Here is a 21272-nt window from a genome sequence, read left to right as displayed (position 1 = left end):
CGCTAGTCGGTCGGTGGCGGGTCTGCACGGCGGTGACGTTCTGGCCGCCGTCGATGCGCGCCTGAACCAGGGATTTGTACTGCCCGTAACATAGCGGCGTGACGAACGAACCACACGATCGGCCCGCCTGGTTGCTGATCAGCGCCTCGACCGCCGGGGGCGCGGGCACGCTGCGCGTGCACGTGTGGCGCAAGCTGCGCTCCCTGGGCGCGGTCTACTTGCAGCAGTCGGTCTGTCTGCTGCCCGCCCGGCCCGAGGTCGTCAAGGAGATCCGGCGGCTGACCGACCGCATCCGCCATCAGGGCGGCACTGCCCGCATGCTGTCGATGGCGTTCACCGATCCGGCCGCGGAGCAGGCGATCATCGCCGAGTTCAACTCCGCCCGCGACACCGAGTACGCCGAAGTCCTCGAACGCCTACCGGAACTGCGGCGGGAGCTGGCCGACGAACAAGCCCGCGGCAACGCCACCTACGCCGAAGTCGAGGAGTCCGAGGCCGACCTGGAACGCTTCCGCGCCTGGGTGACCAAGATCGCCGCCCGCGACTACTTCGACGCTCCCGGCGGCCACACCGCCCGCGACGCGATCGAGGACGCCGCCGCCGAGTTGGCGGCGTTCGAGGAGGCCGCGCTGCACGCCGAAGCCCCCGAACGCGGCCAGGGCCCGACGGGCGAGGTACTGCGGCTGCGGGTGGTGGACCAGCCATGACCGGCTCGTTCTGGTGGGATCTGCTCATCGGCATCGCCGCCGCCCTGCTGCTGGCCTGGCTCGCGCTGGTGGTCGTGCTGCTCCTCGCCCGGCCGCGTGGCGCGCTGCTGCGGGAGGCGCTGCGGCTACTGCCCGACGTGCTGCGCCTGGTGCGCCGGCTCGCCGCGGACAAGACCTTGCCGCGCGGGGTGCGCGTCCGGCTCGGTCTGCTGCTGGCCTACCTCGCTATGCCGATCGACGTGATCCCCGACTTCATCCCGGTGCTGGGCTACGCCGACGACGCCATCATCGTCGCCGCCGTGCTCCGCAGCGTCGTCTGCCGCGCCGGAATGGACGCCGTCCGCGCGCATTGGCCCGGCACCGACGACGGGTTCGCCGCCGTCGCCCGCCTCACCGGCTTGAATCGTCAGGCGCGATGACCGAGCTGATGCTCACCGTGCTGGCCGCCTCGGCCGCCGCGTTCGCGCTCGCCCTGCTGTCGGCGGTCGCGGGTTTCGGCGGCGGTGTGCTGCTGCTGCCGGTGTTCACTGTCCTGTTCGGCCTGAAAGTGGCGGTGCCGATGCTGACGCTGACCCAGTTGTCCAGCAACGGTTCACGGGTCTGGCTCAACCGCCGCGAGCTGCGCTGGCAACTGATCGGCTGGTTCGCCCTCGGCGCGGTGCCCTGCGCCGTCGCCGGCGGGCTCCTGCTCGCGCACGCACCCCTCGCCCCGCTCACGCGCGTGCTCGGGGTGTTCCTGATCGGCGTGGTCCTCTGGCGCCGCCTGCAACGCACGCCACGCGCGCCCACCGAACCCTCCTTCGCCGCCGTCGGTGCTGCCTCCGGGCTCGGATCGGCACTACTCGGCTCGGTCGGGCCGCTGACCGCGCCGTTCTTCCTCGCCGTCGGCCTGGCCCGTTCCGCCTACATCGGCACCGAGGCCGCCAGCGCCCTGACCATGCACCTGACCAAGATCGCTGCCTACGGAGCGGGAGATCTGCTCACCGGCCAAGTTTGGCTCTACGGCGCCGCGCTGACCCCGGCGACCCTGCTCGGCTCCTGGGTCGGCAAGAAGATCGTCGGCCGGATCAGCGACCGCGTGTTCGTTCTGTTCGTCGAGTTCGGTCTGCTCGCTGCGGGCGTGCTCTTCCTGATCGGCCTGTAGGACAAAGCTTCTGGCCGGCAGGTTGTCCGTCGAGGACAGTCTGGCTGGTCCGGCATAGGCACGGGCTTCTGCGAAGCCGATCGCCGAGCTCTGCTGGTCATGCTGAAACCACTTGCCCGCCGTGCCCGTCCTTTCGCCGAGACGCCGCCCCGGGAAGACGTGGTGCGGGCGCAGTGGGTGAAACCCGAGCTGGTCGGCGAGGTCGAGCTCCGGCAGATGACGCAAGGAGCCGGCCGGTTGCGGCACACCAGTTGGCGAGGGCTGCGCGATGACCGAACCCCGGCCGAAGTAATGGCGCCGCGTCCGGGCCGAGGATCGGTCCAGACACCGACGTCGCCCAAGGCCGTTCGGACCGCCGCCCGTAAGAACACGACGGTGTCCGTGCAGGTCGAGGACCGGCAATTCACATTGTCCAACCTGGACAAACAGATGTGCCCCGACGGCTACACCAAAGCCCAGGTCATCCACTACTACACGCATCGCCCCGGTTCTGCTGCCACGTCTGGCCGGCCGTCCCGTGACCTTCCTTCGCTATCCCGACGGCGTAGTCGGCCAAAGCTTCTTCCAGAAGGATGTCCCCGCCGGCGCCCCGGACTGGATCCATCCCGCGTCGGTGCCGCACAACAGCTCCCGCGTACGGGAAGGGAGCATCGACGTTGATCGACGGGCTGCCGGCGCTGGTGTGGGCGGCGACCTGGCCGCTCTGGAGCTACATGTTCCACAGTGACTGTCAATCGCGCCGGCAGTCGGCGGCCGCTCGTCCGGTTGGTGTTCGACCTCGACCCGGTTTCGACCAATTGGCCGTCCTCTGTGGAATTTTGTCGTTGTGATCCGCTGTGTCATCGACATATTCGATATCGAATCTGTCGATGAGCGTGGTTCGGCTTTCGGCGGCCGCAAGTGACGGTTGACACATTCGACACGCCTGCTTAATCTCGCTCCAACGCGAACCGGTTCGACCGCCGGGACGCGGTGGTCGCTGGGACTTTGGTGTAGTCAAGGCGGCGCCATTTTGCATAATGTCGAACCGGTTCGCACAGGGAGTGCCGTGAACATCGGAGAGATCGCCCAACGGGCCAACGTCTCGCGGAGCACGGTGTCCTATGCGCTGAGCGGCAAGCGACCCGTGTCCGAGACCACTCGCCGGAAGATCCAGCAGGTGGTCGACGAGCTGGGCTATCAACCCAATGCCAGCGCCCGCGCGCTGGCTGCCGGCCGCACCAGCACGATCGGCCTGGTGTTCCCGCCCGCCGTCGGCCACCACTACACGGCGATGCAGCTGGACTTCATCGGCAGCCTGGCCGACGCGGCCGCGGTGCACGAATACGACGTGCTGCTGTCCACCGCCGGGACGGACAGCACCTCGTCGTTGCGGCGGCTGCTGGCCGAACGTCGGGTCGACGGGGCGATCCTGATGGAGGTCAGGCTGGCCGACGAGCGCGTCGACTACCTGCTCGAGGCCGACTTCCCGTTCGTCACCATCGGCCGCACCGCCGCGCCGGACCGCACCTGCTGGGTCGGCGTTGATCACGGGGCGCTGGTCGCGGCCTGCGTCGATCATCTGGCCGACCTGGGCCATCGGCGGATCGCGCTGGTCAACCGGCCGGAACGGTTGCTGCGCATCGGTTACGAGTCGGCCCACCGCGGGCTGGAGGGCTTCGAGCGGGCCATCGCCGCGCGCGGCCTGACCGGCCGGCACTATCCGTGCGACGACGACGCCGCGTCCGGCCACGCCCGGGTCGAGCAGATCCTGCACGACGACCCGGACACCACCGCGATCGTCACCTTGAACGAGGCGGCGCTTGGTGGTCTGTACCAAGGACTGGCGCGTGCCGGGCGCAGCGTGCCGGGCGACTTCTCGATCGCCGGCGTGGCGCTGCCGCACTGGGCCCAGATGGTGTCCCCGCAACTGACGGCCGCGGATGTGCCCGCGGCGCAACTGGGTCGGCTGGCGGTCGACCTGCTCGTGGCTCGTCTGGACGATCCGGCCGGCGCGCCCAGGCACCACCTGCTCGCCCCGCCGGTCTCGCTGCGGGGCAGCACCGGACCCGCGCCGCTCGCGCCGACCTCCTGACAACCGCCGACCCGCCTCGGCGACGAACTTCCCCCGACGAAGGGACTTCCGTGATGAAGACCTCCATGCCCAGACGCCTCGCCGCGGCCGCCGTCGCCGTGACCGCCGCCGCGGGACTGGCCGGCTGCGGCGCCTCCGGCGGCAGCGGTTCCGGCGGCTCGGGCGACCAGTACGCGATCTGGGATCCGTATCCGCAGTTCGACGACAGCGCCGCGTGGGTGAAGCTGCTCCAGTCGTGCGGGGACAAGGCGGGCGTCAAGGTCAAGCGGACCGCGTTCGACACGACGGACCTGACCAACAAGGTCCTGCTCGCCGCCCAGCAGGGCAATGCCCCCGACGTGCTGGTCGTGGACAACCCCGTGGTGTCCACGCTGGCCGACGCGGGCGTGCTCGCCACCACCGACGACACCAAGATCGAAACGTCCGGCGTCGACCCGAATCTGCTCGGCGCCGGCCAGCTCGGCGGCAAGACCTACGGCACCCCGATCGGCGCCAACACGCTGGCCCTGTTCTACAACAAGACGATCCTGCAGGCCGCGGGCGTGGACCCGGCGTCGATCAAGGACTGGTCCGCGCTGACGGCGGCGCTGGCCAAGGTCGCGGCCACCGGCAAGAAGGGCATCACGTTCTCCGCGATCGGCACCGAGGAGGGCAGTTTCCAGTTCCTGCCGTGGTTCTGGGGATCCGGCGCACGGCTGGACAAGCTCGACTCCGCACAGGGGGTCGCCGCGCTGACGCTGTGGAACGACTGGCTCAAGGCCGGCTACGCGCCGAACTCGGTGATCAACAACACCCAGACCACGAGCTGGCAGGACTTCGCCGCCGGCAACGTCGCGTTCGCCGAGAACGGCACCTGGCAGCTGGCCAACGCCAAGAAGCTCGGCTTCGAGTACGGGACGATCACCGTGCCGGCCCAGCACGGCGGCCCCGCACCGGCGCCGACCGGCGGCGAGTTCGTCACCGTGCCGACGCAGAAGGACAGTTCCCGGTACGCGGTCGACCAGAAGATCGTGTCCTGCCTGACGAACTCGGACAACATCTACACCACCGACGGCACGCTGTCCTACGTCGCGCCGGCCGCCGCCGTGCAGCAGAAGCAGGCCGCCGCCGACCCGGCGATGCAGGTGTGGGTGGACGCCGTGCACGCCGCCAAGGGCCGCACGAGCGACAACCTGGGCACGAAGTACCCGAAGATCTCCGAGCAGCTGTGGACCGCCGTCCAGGCCACGCTGTCAGGCTCGAAGTCGCCGGCCGACGCGCTGCAAGCCGCGCAGGCAGCAGTGGGCAAGGGATGACCACCATCGCGTCGCGTGCGACGGCGGCCGCCGTCCCGACCGGCCCGTCGCCGGCGGGCCGCCGTCGCCGCAACCTGGACCGGTGGGCCGCCTGGGGGTTCCTCCTCCCGGTCACCGCGTACCTGGCGGTGTTCTACGCCTACCCGTTGTTCCGCAACGTCGACCTGAGCCTGCGCAACTATACGGTCCGCTCGTTCGTGCGCGGTGACGCCCCGTTCACCGGCCTGGCCAACTACCGAGCTGTGCTCAGCGATCCGACGTTCCTGCCCGCGCTGGCGCACACGGCGGTGTTCACCGGCGCGTCGATCGCCTTCCAGTACACGATCGGCCTGGCGCTGGCGGTGTTCTTCCGACAGCACTTCCGGCTCTCGGCCACGCTGCGCGCCATGTTCCTGGTGCCCTGGCTGCTGCCGTTGATCGTATCCGCGTCCACGTGGTCGTGGATGCTCAACAGCGACTCCGGCATCGTCAACACCGCGGCGGGGCTGGTCGGACTGGGCCCCGTCAACTGGCTGACCTCGCCGCAGTGGTCGCTGGTGTCGGTGCTCATCGCCAACATCTGGATCGGCATCCCGTTCAACCTCGTGATCCTCTACAGTGGACTCCAGACGATCCCGGACAGCCTGTACGAGGCGGCGGCGCTGGACGGGGCGAGCGTGTGGCAGCGGTTCTGGCGGATCACCTTTCCCCTGCTGCGCCCGGTTTCCGCGATCACACTGCTACTCGGGCTGATCTACACGCTCAAGGTGTTCGACGTCATCTGGATCATGACGCGGGGTGGCCCGACGGACTCGTCCACCACCTTCGCCACCTGGTCCTACCGGCTCGGCTTCGGCACCCTGCTGCCGTCGTTCGGCCCCGCGGCCGCGGTGGGGAACCTGCTCGTCGTCACCGCGCTGGTGTTCGGCCTGGCCTACATCCGGTTCCAACGCAGGCTGGTGACGTCGTGAAGTGGAAGACCGGCATCGCGCTGCTGCTGACGGCGATCATGTTGTTCCCGGTGTACTGGATGCTCAACGTGTCCTTCACCCAGGAGCAGGACATGCGCAAGTCGCCGCCGAACCTGTTCCCGGTGCACGGCACCCTCGACGGCTACCGGGCCGCGTTGACCGAGCAGGTGCCGTACCTGGGCACCAGCGTGGCGATCGCGCTCGGCACGGTGGTGCTCACCCTGGCGCTCTCGGCGCCCGCCGGCTACGCGCTGGCGAAGCTGCGTCCGCGCGGGGCCGGCGTGCTCAACTTCCTGCTGCTGGCGGCGCAGATGGTGCCGGGCATCATCATGGCGATGGGCTTCTACGCCATCTACCTCGACCTCGGCCTGCTCCAGTCGATTCCCGGCCTCATCGTCGCCGACTCGACCATCGCGGTGCCCTTCGGCGTGCTCATCTTCGCGGCGCTGATGTCGACGATTCCCGACGAGTTGCTGCAGGCGGCGAGGACCGACGGGGCGAGTCGGCTGCGCACCTTCTGGTCGATCGTGCTGCCGATGAGCCGCAACGGGGTCGTCACGGTGTCGGTGTTCGCCTTCCTGTGGGCGTGGTCGGACTTCGTCTTCGCCAGCACGCTGGACAACGGCGGCGCGCACGAGCCGATCACGCTCGGCATCTACCACTACATCGGCAACAACAACCAGCAGTGGAACGCGATCATGGCGACCGCCGTGTTCGCGTCGATCCCGGCCGCGGTGATTCTCGTGCTGGCCCAACGCTATGTCGCCGCCGGCGTCACCGCCGGCGCGGTCAAGGACTGACCGTGCCCCGTGAACGAATCGAGTGCCGTTCGATGACCACCGTCCTCGAGTTCTCCGTCGACGACATCCCGTTCTCCGGCCACGGTTCCTGGTTCGGCATCTCGCCGGTGCTCGGCCAGCGGTCCCGGGCCGACGACCTGCATCTGGTGTCGCACCGCAACGGGATGCACGGCGTGCTGCGGCTGGTGCCGGTCGATCCGGCGACCGGGAAACGCGTCGACACGACGGTACGGGCCACGCCCGCCGTGCTGAGTTGGGAGCATGCGGGCGGGCGCATCGACATCGCCTACGACACGGTGGATGCGGTGCGCCTGCGCGGAGTCGGCCTCGGTATGCGGGTCGAAGCGGCCGCCGCGGCGCTGACCCCGTTCTCCGGCGCCTACTTCTACCCGGACGCGGCCGACGGTGGACACACCTTCACGGCCTACGAGACCGGGTGCCGCTACCGGATCACCGTGCTCGACGGCCGCGAGCCGGAGGTGTTCGGAGCGCAGGCGCTTGGCGAGGCCGAGCGCGGGCTCACCATCACCGGCGACGGCTCGGGCCCGTGGGAGATCGCGATCGAGGAACTGACCGGTGGCGGTGTGCCGTATCGTCCGGCGTACGACTTCGAGCAGGTGGTGACGGCCAGCGCGGACGCCTTCGCCGGCTTCGTGGACGCGGTCGCACCATGGCGGTCCGCGGACACCCCCGCCGCCGAACTGGCCTGCTACACGCTGTGGTCGGCCACTGTGGCGCCGGAAGGCTTCCTCAAACGCCCCGGCGTGCTGATGTCCAAGCACTGGATGGACAAGGTGTGGAGCTGGGACCACTGCTTCAACGCGCTGGCCCTCGCACCCGGCGCGCCGGAGCTGGCGTGGGACCAGTTCTCCGTCATCTTCGACCACCAGGACCCGACCGGCGTGCTGCCCGACTCCGTCACCCATTCCGAGGTCCTGTTCAACTTCGTCAAACCGCCCATCCACGGCTGGGCCCTGGGCCAACTGCGCCGGCTGTTGGCCGACCGGCTCGGCCGTGACGAGCTGACCGAGGCCTACCACCGGCTGGCCCGCTGGACCGACTTCTGGCTCACCCGCCGGCGCGGGCCCGGCGACCGGCTGCCGCACTACCAGCACGGCAACGACAGCGGCTGGGACAACGCCACCACGTTCGACCCCGAGCGGGTGATCGTCACCGCCGACCTGGCCGGGTTCCTGGTGCTGCAACTGCGCGAGCTCGCCGACCTCGCCGCCGACCTGGGCCGGCCCGAGGAGGCCGCCCGCTGGGCCGGCCTGGCCACGAGCACGTGCGAGGCGCTGGTCGACGAACTGTGGAGCGGCGACCGGTTCTACGCCCGCGGTGTCCACACCGGACAGAAGTGGGCGACCGACAGCCTGCTCGACCTGATGCCGATCGCGCTCGGCCAGCACCTGCCCGAGCCGATCGCCGCCGTGCTGGCCGACCGGATCGCGACGCACCTCACCCCGCACGGCCTGGCCAGTGAACGGACCGACTCGTCGCACTACCAGTCCGACGGCTACTGGCGCGGCCCGATCTGGGCGCCGGCCACCATGTTGGTCGTGGACGGCCTGCGGCGCGCCGGACACGGCGAACTCGCCCGGCGGATCTCCGACCGGTTCCGGGCGCTGTGCGAGGCGTCCGGCTTCGCCGAGAACTTCGACGCGCTGACCGGCGCGGCCCTGCGCGACCGGGCCTACACCTGGACTGCGAGCGTGTACCTCCTGCTGGCCAGGCACCACGTGGCCGACCACACGCCGAACTCCTGACCCTGCCGACCGAGGAGAACGTCTTGAGACCAAAGGGGAAATGGGCTGCCTTGCCGCTGGCGGCCGCCCTCGTCGCGGCAGCGGTGGTAGGTGCCGCAGCGGGTCCGCCCGTGGCTGCGGCCGCCGCGCCGAACGCCGAGACGCTGGGGGTGGACCTGGGTGCGCCGACCGGTGCGTTCCACGGCGGCGCGTCCGGGGCGCTGTACGGCATCTACGACCAGGGCGTGCCCAGCGACAACCTGATCGCCGGCATGGGCCTGGCCTCCGTCGACACCAAGGCCCAGGACGGCCAGCAGCACCCCGGGTCCGACGCGCTGGACGTGGCCGAACCGTTCTTCGCCGGCGGCGGCCGCGACCTGTTCGTGTACATGACCGACGTCTACCGCAACTTTCCCTACGAACGAACCAGTTACGCCGAATACCAGGAATACCTGCGGACCGAGGTCCAGCAGATCCTGAAGGACCCCAACCGGGATCACATTGTCCTGATCCCGTACAACGAGCCGGACGGCAACTGGTTCAGCGGCCTGACCACCGATCCGGCCGTGCTCGCCGCGTTCGACAACGAATGGCTCCAGACCTACCGGTTCCTCAAGGGACTGTGGCCGCAGGCCCGGATCGCCGGGCCCAACTTCTACTCCTACCACCCCGACCAGCTCAAAACGTTCCTCACGTTCTGCAAGCAGAACAACTGCGTGCCGGACGTGACGACCTGGCACGAGCTGTGGAACACGTCCACGGTACGTCCGGATGTGGCGGCCTATCGGCAGTTGGAGACGTCGCTGGGCATCGCCCACCGCCCGGTGAACCTGAACGAGTACGCGGCCCGGTACCAACTCACCAGCCCGGGCCGCATGGTGTCGTGGCTGTCCGCGATCGAGGACACCAAGGTCGACGGCGACCTGCCGTACTGGAACCAGAACGGCAGCCTCGGCGACTCGGTGTCGCAGAACAACATCCCGAACGCGCAGTGGTGGCTGTACCACTGGTACTCCTCGATGACCGGTCAGACCGTCGCCGTGGCCCCGCCCAGCGGCGACACCGACAACACCCTGCAAGGGGTGGCCACACTCGACAAGGCCAAGCGACAGGCGCGGATCATCGTCGGCGGCGGCCCGGCCGGGCCGGCGAACATCATGGTCAAGCACATCGACCCGACGGTGTTCGGCCACACCGTGCACGCCACCGTCCAGGAGGACGACTGGAGCGGCATGACCGGCGCCGCGGCCACCCCGGCCCGGATGTTCGACAGCGACGTGCAGGTCGCCGCCGACGGATCGCTCACCGTCCCGGTGAACGTCGCGGGACCATCCGCGGGCGCTGACTGCGCCGCGACCGGACCCCGCGCCGCCGGGCGGCTGGGCTCCGCGCTGAAACTGTGCGGCAACAACGAATACGCGAACCTGCCGGCCGGCATCGTCAACGGGCTGCACGACTTCACGGTCTCGGCATGGGTCAATCCGGCACAGAACAGCAACTGGTCCCGCCTGTTCGACTTCGGCAGCGGCACGAACGACAACATGTTCCTTACCCTCAACGACGGCAGCGCGATCCGGTTCGCGATCACCACCGGCGGCGGGTCGGCCGAGCAGCGGATCGACGGCACCGCCACGCTGCCGACCAACGCATGGTCACTGGTGACCGTGACGGTCGCCGGCAACACCGGCACCCTGTACGTCGACGGCAAGGCCGTCGGCACCAACTCGAACATGACTCTGCACCCGGCCGACCTGGGCGCCACCACACAGAACTGGATCGGCCGCTCGCAGTACTCGACGGACCCCGGTCTCAACGGCGAGGTCGACGACTTCGCCATCTACGACCGGGCGCTGCCCGCCGCCGACGTCGCCGGGCTTGCCGCCGGCCAGGCCGCCGCCGGCGACGTGGCCGACTACCGGTTCGACGAGACCGGCGGCGCCACCGCGACCGATTCGTCCGGCCACGGCCGCAACGCCACGGTCGTGTCCAGCCCCGGAGTCCCGACCTCGATGAACGCCTACCAGATCACTCTGTCGCCCGGCGGCGGAGCGGCCTCCCCGATCGACGACAGTTGGCACGCGAGTTACCCGGCGGCCCAGGCGACCATGACCGGCAGTGGCTGGAACGTCAACACCGAAGGCACGCCGAGCAACCTCGGCGGGTTCGCCAGCTACGGCGACACCGACGTCGGCGGCCTGCGCACCGGGTCGGACACCGTCATCACGTTCCCGGTGACCGTGCCGACCAGCGGCGACTACGCGCTGCGCGTCTTCGACGGCAGCAACGCGCAGGCGCCGGGTGTGTCCGGGCCGACCAACGTCTTCCTGGGCGTGGACAGCGGCACACCGCAACAGGTGTGGCTACCCGACGGGTACGGGTGGGTGATCTGGAACCACGCCGACACCACGGTCCGCCTGACCGCCGGCGCGCACCGCATCAGCCTGTCCACCACCGGGGCCAACGGCGCGGTCACCCACGGCGACGCGATCATCAACAAGATCGACCTGCGGTTGGCCACCCCCGCCCGCAAATCGACCACCTACGAGGCCGAACAAGCCGATCTGCGCGGCGCCCGGCCGGTCTACCAGGCGCAGGGCCAGTCCGGAGCCGGCGCGGTCGAACTCGGCCGCGGCCAGACCGCGACGTTCTGGGTCTACTCCGCCGCAGACGGCTACGCCGACCTTGCGTTCCGCTCGCGGGGTGGCGGGACGGCCACGGTTGCGGTGAACGACCAGGCACTGCCCGGGAATCTCGACGGCGGCCCGAGCCGATGGGCGACCGACACGAACCGGGTGTACCTCACCGCCGGGATCAACAAGGTCGTGGTCACCGGTCGAAGTGGTTGCGCCACGCTGGACAATCTCATCGTCACCCCGGTGGGCGGCGCAGCCGACATCGCCACGTACCAGGCCGAGGGCGGCACATTGACCGGCACCGCCCACGTGGACAACACATTCAGCCAGGCGCACAACGGCGTGGTGACCGGCATCGGCGGCGGCAGCGCCAACGCCCTGACGATGACCGTGCGAGCGCCCGCGGCCGGCACGTACGCGATGACCGTGCGCTACGCCAACAATCAGGGCATCCTCGCCAACCACTACAACCCTGACCTGATGACGGCGCCCGCCGACATCAGCGTCAACGGCGGTCCGACCGTCCACACCAACTTCGCCAACACGCTCGACTGGAACCAGTTCTGGACCCGGACGGTGACGGTCCGGCTCGGCAAGGGCAGCAACACCATCAGGTTCGTCGCCGACCAGCAGTACAACTGGGACGGCACGACCGTCGGCGTGATCCGCTCCGGCAGCGATGTCGGCGACGCGCTCCGGTCGGACACGGCGCCGAACATCGACCAGATCACCCTGGCGCCCCTGTGGTCGGCCAGCCAGTCGGGCGGTCACTGAACCAGGGCCTACGAACCGAGGGCTGCCGACCCTGCTTTCGGTCGGCAACCCTCGGTTCCTGCCGACGCTGGTTGGACTTCGAAGTTGTTGGAGCTCTTCCAGCTGAGCTCGACGACGAAGTGAGGGAGTTGTCCTTTTCATGCAACGGAAACCGTTGCGTGGCCTTGTGCTGTGCGCATTATCCGTCAGCTCCAAGACCGATGCCACCGGCACCACCAGCTACACCTACGATCCACTCGAGCGCCTCAAGGCCGCCGGCTCGAACACGTACTCGCTGGACAACGGCGGCAACCTGCTCTCCGGCGAGGGTCACACTTTCGCCGTGAACAGCACCGACCAGTTCGCCAGCGCGGACAGCAGCAGCCTCACGTTCGACGGCGCCGGCAACCTCAGTGGTTCGAGCAGCCCGGCCACCAGCTTCTCGTACAACCCCACCAACCAGCTGACCAGCAGCAGCCAGTCCGGCACGCGGGTGTTCCAGGCCGGTTACGACACTGCCGACCAGACCCAACCGGCCGCGATCACCGAACGCGTGGGCAGCACGACCACCACGCACGCCTTCGCTCACACTGAACTCGCCTTCCAGGACTTGTCCAGCGCGGCACGCCAGCTGTCGCGGACGGTCGCGTCAACCTCACCGGCCACGCGTACCCCCGTCCGGTCGGGCAAGGACTCCACCCGCAGTACCGGGATGTCGTAGTCAGAGCGTATCGGTGCCTCGGCGTCGTGCCGTGGCTTCACGATGTGGCCTCCCGGCAGTCGGATCCAGCTCCTGCCTCGACAACCGGTCACAGCGGTCGTGCGTCGCCGTGTGCCTTGGCTGCCACCGTACCGGTTCACCGGCCAACTGGTGACCGTGCCGTGGTCCACGGGTTCCAGTTGTGCGCGTCACCGTTGAGCCCGATCCAGTGCCAGTCCCGTATTCGTTCGAAAGGATCGAATACGCGGTTGTCCACCTCACGGCGCAAGCGCTGCCGCAACCCCGGCGCTCGGACGCCCGGCAGGGGGCGCACGACGCGCGGGCGGTGGCCCTAGGCGCGAAGTGATCATGTGCCGGTCGTGTCCGGATTGCCCCAAGGTGTTTCCAGGGCAGCCCGCAGCGCGTCGACCGTGTCCGCGCCGACTCGCTCGGCCAGGTTCGCCTCGATTCCGGCCAGCAGTCGCAGGGTCTGCGCGCGGCGTTGTCGTCCGCTCTGGGTGAGGCGAACCAGTTTGGCGCGGGCCGAAGCGGGGTCTGGTTCCACGATGAGGACGTCCATGGCGACGAGTTCGTGCACCCATTGGTGCGCGGTCGGCGAGCTGACGCCGATCAGTCGGGCCAGCTCGGCGATGGTGGTCCCCTCCAGCGGGAGCTGGCTGAGCAGCGTCGCGTGGGCGGCGGTGATCGTGGCTGGGTCGTCGCCGGCTTCGAGGGCGGCGATCACGGCGGTCCGGAACCAGTTGTGCGCCCGCCAGAGCAGCCGGATCAGCGGCTCGGGCTCCGGTGTGGACGGTCTCATGTCGATCATCTCCGTGGCTGGCGTCGGTCGATCCTGGTAGGCCGCTGTTGCGCCCGATCGATAGGTAACCTAACATTAGGCTGCCTAATGGTCGAGCATGGGAGGCGGTCATGCGGGTGATCGCGCTGGAAGAGGCGTTCTCGGTTCCGGAGGTGATCCCGTGGCCGGGTCCGGCCGGCGCGGGGATGCCGGCACGGTGGGCCGAGGAGTGGGGCCGACGGCTGCCGGATCTGACTGAGCTTCGGCTGGCCGACATGGACGAGCACGGCGTGGACGTGCAGGTGCTGTCGCTGACGTCGCCGGGGCTGGAGGTCGTCGAGGACCCGGCCGAGGCGGTGGCTGCGGCGCGGCGGGTCAACGACCAGCTCGCCGAAGCCGTTGCCGCGCACCCGAACAGGTTCGCCGGCTTCGCGGCCCTGCCGCTGCGGGATCCGGACGCCGCGGTGGCCGAGTTGCGCCGTGCGGTGCAGGAGTTGGGGCTCAAAGGCGTGCTGCACAACGACCACATCGGCGGGCACTACCTGGACGAGCCGCAGTTCCGTCCACTGTGGGCGGAGCTGGAACGCCTCGGCGTGACGCTGTATCTGCATCCGGCGATCGTGCCGGCCGACCGCTGGCGGGTGCTGGAGGAATATCCGGTGCTGGGCGGACCTTCCTGGGGGTGGACAGCGGCGGTCGGCGCGCACGCGCTTCGGCTGATCTACGGCGGCGTATTCGACGAGTTCCCCGGCGCTTCGGTCACGTTGGGGCACATGGGCGAGCTGCTGCCATTCCAGCTGGCCCGGCTCGACAGCCGTTACCAGCAGGCGGATCCCAAGCACCGTCCCCGCCTGCTGCCGTCGCATTACTTGCGGCACAACGTCTACGTGACCACGAGCGGTGTGTTCTCACACGCTGCGTTGCTGGGCGCGACACACTCGGTGGGGACGGACCGGGTGCTGTTCGCCATCGACTACCCGTACGAGTCGTCGGCCGAGGCGGTCGAATTCCTGCGCACCGCGCCGTACGCGCCGGCCGATCTGGACCTCATCGCCCACGGCAACGCCGAACGGGTGCTCCGCCTCTGAACCGGTCGAAGACGCCGTCAACCCAGGGCGGCGACCACGGCGGGGTACCAGCGGCTCTCCATCTTCTGGATGCCGGTGGAGCTGTTGGGGTGCACGCCGTCGACAGTGTCGGTGGCGGGGTTGAACCCGGTCCACTGGTCGACCACGGTGATCGGGGAGGCCGCGGTGCTGTGGGCCTTCGCCCAGGCGGGAATGGCGTTGTCCAGCGTGACCACCCGTTGGCCGCAGGCCGGGCAGCCGGGCGGGTTCATCGGGATGACACGGGCGACGATCAGCTTCACGGTGGGCTTGCCGGCCCGCATCTGGCCGAGCAACGTGGTGTAGGCGTTGAGGATGGTGCTGGTCGAGACGTTGCTCCACACGTCGTTGGTGCCTAGGTGCATCAGCACGACGTCCGGCCTGGTCGCCGACAGCCACCCGGGCAGCTGGTTGTTCCGCACGATGCCGGTGGCCAGGAAGCCGCCATGGCCCTCGTTCTGGCCGTCATAGGCGAATCCGCAGCCCGGGGCCGGCAGCGTGCCGACGAAGTCGATGTTGGTGTGACCGGTTGTCTCCAGGTGCCGCCACAGCAGCGCCCGCCAGCAGCCGGGGGAGCCGGTGATCGAGTCGCCCAGCGCCATGATCCGTGTGGGCGCGGCGGCCGCCTCGGCCGAGGCGGGGACGACAACGGCGCAGGCGGCCAGCAGGCCGACCACAGCCGCTCTGAGCAGACGCCAGTTCATACCGACCTCCAGAGTCGGGCAGGCACAATGGCTGGTGAAGTGGGCGTCGGGGCAGGGACTCGCCGCGAGACCCCTGCCCCGACAGCGGTGCGCGCCCGCCCCTAGCGAACGGCGAGCGCGACGACTGCATTGTGGCTCGTTGGAAGGCGTTTTCCGGGCTAGTCAGATCGAACCCCGAACCGGAGGTCATGGCAAGAGCTGCCGCGTGATCGTCGGGAAAGTGGCACCGTGACCGGCCTGGACCTGTGCGCGGGCGTGGTCGCGCCGATGAAACTTTCGGTGGCCGACCGGGAAGCGCGGTTGCTTGGCCGGATCACGGCACGTGACAGCCGTTCCGGCTTGACGACTGGCGACCGCTCGGTGACGATCGTCGTCGTTTCCCTGCCACATCAGGCAATCGTGAGGTCATCAACCGAGAGGTGCTCATGAGAAAACGACTCGCCGTGCTCGGCGCGGCCCTGCTCAGCGCCGTGGCCTCGGTTGTGGTCGCCGTCGTCCCGGCGTCCGCCGCCACCACCGGCCTGCACATCAGCGGCCGTGACATCGTCGAGGCCAATGGCCAGAACTTCATCATGCGCGGGATCAGCCACGAGCACGTCTGGTTCCCGAGTCAGACCAGCTCGTTCGCCAACATCAAGGCCCAGGGCGCGAACACCGTGCGCGTGGTGCTGGGCAGCGGCAAGCGGTGGGGTCCGTCCAACGACGTGGCCAACGTGGTCGCCCAGTGCAAGCGCAACCGGCTGATCTGCCTGCTGGAGGTGCACGACACCACCGGCTACGGCCAGGACGGCGCCGCGGCGACGCTCGACCAGGCCGTCAGCTACTGGATCAGCCAGAAGAACAACCTGGTCGGCCAGGAGAACTACGTCGTGATCAACATCGGCAACGAGCCGATCGGCAACAACAACCCCGGACAGTGGACCACCGCCACCGCCAACGCGGTGCGCCGGATGCGGTCCAACGGCTTCCAGCACCTGCTGATGGTCGACGCCCCGAACTGGGGACAGGACCAGAACCACGTCATGCGGGACACCGCGCAGACGGTGTGGAACGCCGACTCCATGCACAACACCGTGTTCTCGGTGCACATGTACGCCGTCTACAACACCGCCTCGTCGATCACCTCCTACTTCGACGCGTTCAAGAACAAAGGGCTGCCGTTGGTGGTCGGCGAGTTCGGCTGGCGCTTCGACTCGGGTCAGGTGGACGACCAGACGCTCATGGCGCAGGCGGTCTCCAGGGGCATCGGCTACCTGGGCTGGTCCTGGGCCGGCAACACCGACGGCCGGCTGGACATGACCAACAACTTCAACCCCAACCAGCTCACCACCTGGGGGCAGCGAATCATCAACGGCCCCAACGGAATCAAGGCCACCGCCAAGGAAGCCACCATCTACGGCCAGCACTGAGTCACAGCCGCGGTGGGTCGGACCTCTGCCGGAGGCCGGCCCACACCGGCGTCAGGCCGAGGCCCGTGGCACCAATTCGGTGTCGAGCATGATCCCGCACCGCGGTGCGCAACTGTCGTCCATCAGGCGGAGCAGCTCGCGGGCCATCCGGGCCCCCAGTTCCTCGGTGGGTTGGCGCACGGTGGTCAGCGGGGGATCGGTGTGCCGGCCTATCGGCAGGTCGTCGAAGCCGACCACGGCGACGTCGTCGGGCACGCGCCGGCCGGCCCGGCGTAACGCCCGCAGCACTCCGACGGCCATGAGGTCGGACGCGGTGAAGATCGCGTCCACTCGTGGCTTGCGTTCCAGCAGCCGGGCCGTGGCGTGTTCGCCGGACACCTGGCTGAAATCGCCGAAGTACACCAAGCCGTGGTCGGACCGCTCGGTCTGGGCCATGACCTGGCGGTAGCCGGCCAGCCGGTCGAAGCCCGCGGTCATGTCCCGCGGTCCGGCCACCGTGGCGATCACGGACCGGCCGCTGTCGACGAGCCGACGGACCGCCTGCACGGCCCCGCCGTGGTTGTCGACATCCACATAGGACACCGGGTCTTTGTCGCCGCCGGGAACCGGCCGGCCGGCGACGACCACCGGGATGCCGATCCGTCCCGGCTTCAGCGGGTTGCGGCCGTGCACACTCACGAAGAGCGCGCCGTCGACCGAGCCGCCGCCCAGGTAGTCCATGGCCGGCGCCTGATGGTCCTTTGTGGATGGGACCGTGAGCAGCACCAGCTGCATTCCCGCGGCGGTGACCTCGCGGCCGACACCGGTGGCGAGCCGGGCGAAGTACGGATCGGAGAACAGCCGCAGGCTCTCCTCACACACCACCAAGGCGACCGACCGGGTGCGTGGTGGTGGCGCGGTCCGCGCGGCGCGGTGGCGCCGATAGCCCAGTGCGGCCATTGTGGACTCGACCTGCCGGCGGGTCTCGGGGTGCACAAGGGGGACCCGGTTGAGCACACGGGATGCGGTCGCCAGCGACACTCCGGCCACTCGCGCGACTTCGGCGAGCGTCGGGGACGCGGGGCACGGCTCGGCTGTTGTCACGCTCCACCTCACAAGACGGCGTTGTCCAGCGGAGCGACCCAGTGTTATCGCAACTTTCGCTCGTGGCAAGGAAGGACGTTCACCGGTCGGCGCGGTGAACGTGACCTTCCTTCGGCAGCCAGGGGGCGCGGCCCCGGTGACCACCTGAAACTTTCAGTTCCAGGCGTCCGGTAATACGGGCGCGACACGGCGGCTTTGCCCGGCTGGGCCGCCGATCCGCAGGTCGCGGGGCATGCACGCCGGTGCGGAAACTGTCGAACCGTCGAATTGGCGTCTGTCGAAGCGCATCGCGGTTGACGCTCTCACAACACCGTTGACATAGTCCTGACACGCTTCGGCCAGGCCGCGAGATCGCCCATGGAGACGTCGAAGCGATTCGAGGATCCAAGTCTGTCTGGAGGTGTGCCTTGACGCGCCTACGTCGGTGGTGTGGCAGTGTCGCTCTCGGCGTGGCCGTGGCCCTCGTCGCCACGACTGCCGCGACCGCGGAGCCGGCGATCGACCGGTTCCGCGATCCGAGCCTGCCGCTGTCGGCACGGCTGGACGACCTGATCTCCCGGCTCACCCTGGACGAGAAGATCTCGCTGCTGCACCAGTACGAGGTGCCGATCCCACGGTTGGGCATCGGCTTCTTCAAGACCGGCACCGAGGCGCTGCACGGCGTCGCCTGGACCACCGACTTCTACCACGGCGGCGCGGTGGTCACCGCGCAGGGGACAGTGTTCCCGCAGGCCGTCGGGCTCGGCAGCACCTGGGATCCGGCACTGGTCAAGCAGGTCGGCGACGCAGTCGGCCAAGAGGCGCGGGGCTACAACGCCAAAGACCCGAACCTGTGGGACCTGAACCTGTGGGCGCCGGTGACGAATCTGCTGCGTGACCCGCGCTGGGGCCGCAATGAAGAGGGCTACTCCGAGGACCCCTACCTGACCGGCAGCATCTCCACCGCGTACGGCAAGGGCATCGAGGGCGACGACCCGCGCTACCTGCAGGCCGCGCCCACGCTCAAGCACTACCTGGCCTACAACAACGAGTCCAACCGCGTCACCAGCAACGCGTCGGTGCCGCCGAAGATCCTGCACGACTACGATGAGCAGGCCTTCGAGCCGGCGCTCAGCGCCAACGCCGCCACCGGCGTGATGCCGTCCTACAACCTGGTCAACGGCCACCCGAACACCGTGAGCCCGGACCTCGACAGGACCGTGCGCAGCTGGAGCACCAAGGACCTGGCGATCGTCAGCGACGCCGGCGCGCCGAGCAACCTGGTCGGGGCCGAGCACTATTACGCCACCAAGGCGGAGGCGGTGGCGGCGGCGCTCAAGGCCGGCCTGGACAGCTTCACCGACAACGACAACAACCCCAGCGTCATCACCGGCGCCGTCAAGACCGCGGTGAGCCAGGGACTGCTCACGGTGGCCGATGTCGAGCGGGCCGACCGGCACCTGCTCTCGCTGCGGTTCCGGCTCGGCGAGTTCGACCCGCCGAGTGCGAACAACCCGTATGCCAAGATCACGCCGGCCGTGATCGACTCGCCGGCCCACCAGGCGCTGGCCCGCAAGGCCGCCGACGAGCAGATGGTCCTGCTGCGCAACGACAACGGGGCACTGCCGCTGAACGCCGCCCAGAACAAGAAGGTCGCGGTGATCGGTCCGCTGGCCGACACGCTCTACACCGACTGGTACAGCGGCAACCTGCCGTACCAGGTGACGCCGGTTCAGGGCATTGAGGAACGCCTGGGGGCCAACGCAACCGTGTCCGCCACCGAAGGTGTCGACCGGATCGCGTTGAAGGACAACGCAACCGGCAGGTACCTGACCGCGCCGGCCGCCGAGGGCGTGCTGACCGAGGGGCCGGCCACGGCTGGGGCCGACGAGTCGATGGACGTGTTCGACTGGGGCGCCGGCAAACTGACCCTGCGCGCGGTCGCCAACGGCAAGTACCTGTCGCTGGGCGCGAATCGCACGCTGGTCGACAACGCCGCCCAGCCCAACGGCTGGTACGTGCAGCAGCAGTTGAAGCTGGACCAGCAGCCCGACGGCGGCTATGTCCTTGAGTACGCCGGAAACGATGCCGGCGGGGCGAACAAGTACGGGATCGTGGGCGCCGGCGGCGCCGTGACCATGACCGCGGCGAGCCCGGCCGCCGCCACCAGGTTCACCAGGCAGGTGATCACCAGCGGCCAGTCCAGTGCGGTGACCGCTGCGACTGGCGCGGACACGGCGGTCGTGGTGGTCGGCAGCATGCCGTTCATCAACGGCCGCGAGGCCAACGACCGCACCAGCACCGAACTCGCGCCCGCACAACTGGAACTGGTGCAGGCGGTGCAGAAGGCCAATCCGCACACAGTTGTCGTGGTGGAGAACAGCTACCCGACCACCGGCTGGGACAAGCAGACGGCGCCGGGTGTGTTGTGGACCAGCCACGCCGGCCAGGAAACCGGCCACGCGCTGGCGGACGTGCTGTTCGGCGACGTCAACCCGGCCGGCCGGCTGCCCCAGACCTGGTACGCCTCGGACACACAGCTGCCGAGCATCTTCGACTACGACATCTCGAAGACCGGCATGACCTACCTGTACCACCAGGGCCCGGTGCTGTTCCCGTTCGGATACGGTCTGAGCTACACGACGTACAAGTACGGCAATATGCACGCGACCCGCCGGGGCAACGCCGTCCAGGTCGCGGTGGACGTCACGAACACGGGAAGCCGGTCCGGCGACGAGGTCGTGCAGCTGTACACGCACGAGCAGCACTCCCGGGCGCAGCAGCCGATCCGGCAGCTGCGCGGCTTTCAACGGGTGAGCCTCACGCCGGGACAGACCAGGACGGTGACGTTCACGGTGGCGACCAGCGCCCTCGCGTTCTGGGATGTCACCAGGAACAAGTCCGTGGTCGAGGCCGGCACGTACGACTTCCAGGTGGGCAGCTCGTCGCAGGACATTCGGCAGACTGCCTCGATCTCCGCACCGGGCGAGACGATCCCGCCACGAGACCTGTCGCAGCCGACCCTGGCCCAGAACTTCGACGACTACCAGGGCGTGACCCTGACCGACCAGAGCAAGGCCGCCGGCACCTCGGTCGCCGCCACCGCGGGGGCATGGTTGGCCTACAAGAACGTCCAGCTCACCGGGGGAAGCACGGTCACCATCTCGGTGTCCAATCCGAACAGTGCGCCCGCGCAGATCACTGTGAAGCTGGACAACGGTCAGGTCCTGGGCAAGGTGACAGCGCCCAGCACGGGGGACAGGTACAGGTACGTCACCGTTTCCGCCGGCCTGACCAAGGTCACCGGCCGGCACGACGTGTATCTGTCCTTCGACGGCCCGGCCAACCTTTACTCGTTCCGGATCACTCGGTAGAGAGCAAGGAGATGAGA

At 69.0% G+C, this 21272-nt stretch carries 18 protein-coding genes and 1 pseudogene; 16 read left to right on the top strand and 3 right to left on the bottom strand.

Annotation, left to right across the window (positions count from 1 at the left end; all coding sequences use genetic code 11):
- The first annotated feature begins 98 nt into the window (after window positions 1–98).
- From AB0M73_RS16970 to AB0M73_RS16915, 12 genes and pseudogenes are all read left to right on the top strand, one after another.
- Window positions 99–707 (top strand): Chromate resistance protein ChrB, encoded by a 609-nt coding sequence (locus AB0M73_RS16970; RefSeq protein WP_363891535.1) that lies wholly within the window; start codon window positions 99–101, stop codon window positions 705–707.
- Window positions 704–1126, top strand: coding sequence for a YkvA family protein (locus AB0M73_RS16965; RefSeq protein ID WP_363891534.1), 423 nt, complete (start codon window positions 704–706; stop codon window positions 1124–1126). The genes AB0M73_RS16970 and AB0M73_RS16965 overlap by 4 nt, the downstream gene beginning before the upstream one ends.
- An 8-nt stretch (window positions 1127–1134) precedes the next feature.
- Window positions 1135–1851 carry a sulfite exporter TauE/SafE family protein gene (locus tag AB0M73_RS16960; protein ID WP_363891533.1) on the top strand — a complete coding sequence of 239 codons (717 nt, stop codon included), beginning with the start codon at window positions 1135–1137 and terminating at the stop codon, window positions 1849–1851.
- A 54-nt stretch (window positions 1852–1905) separates the two neighbouring features.
- Window positions 1906–2115 (top strand): annotated as a pseudogene (locus tag AB0M73_RS16955) (DNA ligase D); the annotation flags it as partial.
- 214 nt (window positions 2116–2329) lie between these two features.
- The gene (locus AB0M73_RS16950; RefSeq protein WP_363891631.1) at window positions 2330–2578 is read left to right on the top strand and encodes a hypothetical protein; all 249 of its coding nucleotides are present in this window, start codon (window positions 2330–2332) and stop codon (window positions 2576–2578) included.
- 321 nt (window positions 2579–2899) lie between these two features.
- Entirely contained in the window at window positions 2900–3925 is a 1026-nt protein-coding gene (locus AB0M73_RS16945) for a LacI family DNA-binding transcriptional regulator (protein WP_363891532.1), read from the top strand.
- A 65-nt stretch (window positions 3926–3990) separates the two neighbouring features.
- Window positions 3991–5220, top strand: coding sequence for an extracellular solute-binding protein (locus tag AB0M73_RS16940; RefSeq protein WP_363891531.1), 1230 nt, complete (start codon window positions 3991–3993; stop codon window positions 5218–5220).
- Window positions 5217–6170, top strand: coding sequence for a sugar ABC transporter permease (locus AB0M73_RS16935; RefSeq protein WP_363891530.1), 954 nt, complete (start codon window positions 5217–5219; stop codon window positions 6168–6170). Before AB0M73_RS16940 ends, AB0M73_RS16935 begins: the two co-directional genes overlap by 4 nt.
- A 38-nt stretch (window positions 6171–6208) precedes the next feature.
- Complete coding sequence (locus AB0M73_RS16930; protein ID WP_363891630.1) at window positions 6209–6970, top strand: carbohydrate ABC transporter permease; 762 nt, start codon at window positions 6209–6211, stop codon at window positions 6968–6970.
- 32 nt (window positions 6971–7002) lie between these two features.
- Complete coding sequence (locus AB0M73_RS16925) at window positions 7003–8736, top strand: trehalase family glycosidase (RefSeq protein WP_363891529.1); 1734 nt, start codon at window positions 7003–7005, stop codon at window positions 8734–8736.
- A gap of 110 nt (window positions 8737–8846) precedes the next feature.
- The gene (locus tag AB0M73_RS16920; RefSeq protein WP_363891528.1) at window positions 8847–12122 is read left to right on the top strand and encodes a LamG-like jellyroll fold domain-containing protein; all 3276 of its coding nucleotides are present in this window, start codon (window positions 8847–8849) and stop codon (window positions 12120–12122) included.
- A gap of 139 nt (window positions 12123–12261) precedes the next feature.
- A complete protein-coding gene (locus AB0M73_RS16915) occupies window positions 12262–12822 on the top strand; it encodes a hypothetical protein (protein WP_363891527.1) in 561 nt (186 codons plus the stop codon).
- Window positions 12823–13168: 346 nt separating this feature from the next.
- Here AB0M73_RS16915 and AB0M73_RS16910 read toward each other — a convergent pair whose 3' ends face one another.
- A complete protein-coding gene (locus AB0M73_RS16910; protein WP_363891526.1) occupies window positions 13169–13621 on the bottom strand; it encodes a MarR family winged helix-turn-helix transcriptional regulator in 453 nt (150 codons plus the stop codon).
- 110 nt (window positions 13622–13731) lie between these two features.
- Here AB0M73_RS16910 and AB0M73_RS16905 point away from each other — a divergent pair, with 110 nt between their 5' ends.
- Window positions 13732–14688, top strand: a complete 957-nt coding sequence (locus tag AB0M73_RS16905) for an amidohydrolase family protein (protein WP_363891525.1) — start codon at window positions 13732–13734, stop codon at window positions 14686–14688.
- 17 nt (window positions 14689–14705) lie between these two features.
- On the opposite strand, the gene AB0M73_RS16900 is transcribed toward AB0M73_RS16905, so the two are convergent.
- Entirely contained in the window at window positions 14706–15410 is a 705-nt protein-coding gene (locus AB0M73_RS16900) for an SGNH/GDSL hydrolase family protein (RefSeq protein WP_363891524.1), read from the bottom strand.
- A gap of 228 nt (window positions 15411–15638) precedes the next feature.
- Here AB0M73_RS16900 and AB0M73_RS16895 point away from each other — a divergent pair, with 228 nt between their 5' ends.
- Both AB0M73_RS16895 and AB0M73_RS16890 read left to right on the top strand, forming a co-directional pair.
- Window positions 15639–15839, top strand: a complete 201-nt coding sequence (locus tag AB0M73_RS16895) for a hypothetical protein (protein ID WP_363891523.1) — start codon at window positions 15639–15641, stop codon at window positions 15837–15839.
- The gene (locus tag AB0M73_RS16890) at window positions 15836–16819 is read left to right on the top strand and encodes a glycoside hydrolase family 5 protein (protein WP_363891522.1); all 984 of its coding nucleotides are present in this window, start codon (window positions 15836–15838) and stop codon (window positions 16817–16819) included. The genes AB0M73_RS16895 and AB0M73_RS16890 overlap by 4 nt, the downstream gene beginning before the upstream one ends.
- Window positions 16820–16870: 51 nt before the next feature.
- Here the strand turns inward: AB0M73_RS16890 and AB0M73_RS16885 are convergent, their stop codons facing one another.
- Entirely contained in the window at window positions 16871–17902 is a 1032-nt protein-coding gene (locus tag AB0M73_RS16885; protein WP_363891521.1) for a LacI family DNA-binding transcriptional regulator, read from the bottom strand.
- A 449-nt stretch (window positions 17903–18351) separates the two neighbouring features.
- On the opposite strand from AB0M73_RS16885, the gene AB0M73_RS16880 reads away from it, so the two are divergent.
- Window positions 18352–21255: a glycoside hydrolase family 3 C-terminal domain-containing protein gene (locus AB0M73_RS16880; RefSeq protein WP_363891520.1), complete on the top strand. Its 2904-nt coding sequence runs from the start codon at window positions 18352–18354 to the stop codon at window positions 21253–21255.
- Window positions 21256–21272 lie beyond the last annotated feature (17 nt).

The sequence above is a fragment of the Kutzneria sp. NPDC051319 genome, from assembly GCF_040682195.1.
GTDB lineage: Bacteria > Actinomycetota > Actinomycetes > Mycobacteriales > Pseudonocardiaceae > Kutzneria.
This window is presented reverse-complemented; position numbering and strand designations above follow the sequence as displayed.

Coding starts and splice junctions, on each gene's coding strand:
- AB0M73_RS16925 (WP_363891529.1), top strand. CDS start 7,003: ATGACCACCGTCCTCGAGTTCTCCGTCGACGACATCCCGTTCTCCGGC.
- AB0M73_RS16905 (WP_363891525.1), top strand. CDS start 13,732: ATGCGGGTGATCGCGCTGGAAGAGGCGTTCTCGGTTCCGGAGGTGATC.
- AB0M73_RS16900 (WP_363891524.1), bottom strand. CDS start 15,410: ATGAACTGGCGTCTGCTCAGAGCGGCTGTGGTCGGCCTGCTGGCCGCC.
- AB0M73_RS16965 (WP_363891534.1), top strand. CDS start 704: ATGACCGGCTCGTTCTGGTGGGATCTGCTCATCGGCATCGCCGCCGCC.
- AB0M73_RS16890 (WP_363891522.1), top strand. CDS start 15,836: ATGAGAAAACGACTCGCCGTGCTCGGCGCGGCCCTGCTCAGCGCCGTG.
- AB0M73_RS16935 (WP_363891530.1), top strand. CDS start 5,217: ATGACCACCATCGCGTCGCGTGCGACGGCGGCCGCCGTCCCGACCGGC.
- AB0M73_RS16910 (WP_363891526.1), bottom strand. CDS start 13,621: ATGAGACCGTCCACACCGGAGCCCGAGCCGCTGATCCGGCTGCTCTGG.
- AB0M73_RS16915 (WP_363891527.1), top strand. CDS start 12,262: ATGCAACGGAAACCGTTGCGTGGCCTTGTGCTGTGCGCATTATCCGTC.
- AB0M73_RS16960 (WP_363891533.1), top strand. CDS start 1,135: ATGCTCACCGTGCTGGCCGCCTCGGCCGCCGCGTTCGCGCTCGCCCTG.
- AB0M73_RS16940 (WP_363891531.1), top strand. CDS start 3,991: ATGCCCAGACGCCTCGCCGCGGCCGCCGTCGCCGTGACCGCCGCCGCG.
- AB0M73_RS16930 (WP_363891630.1), top strand. CDS start 6,209: ATGTTGTTCCCGGTGTACTGGATGCTCAACGTGTCCTTCACCCAGGAG.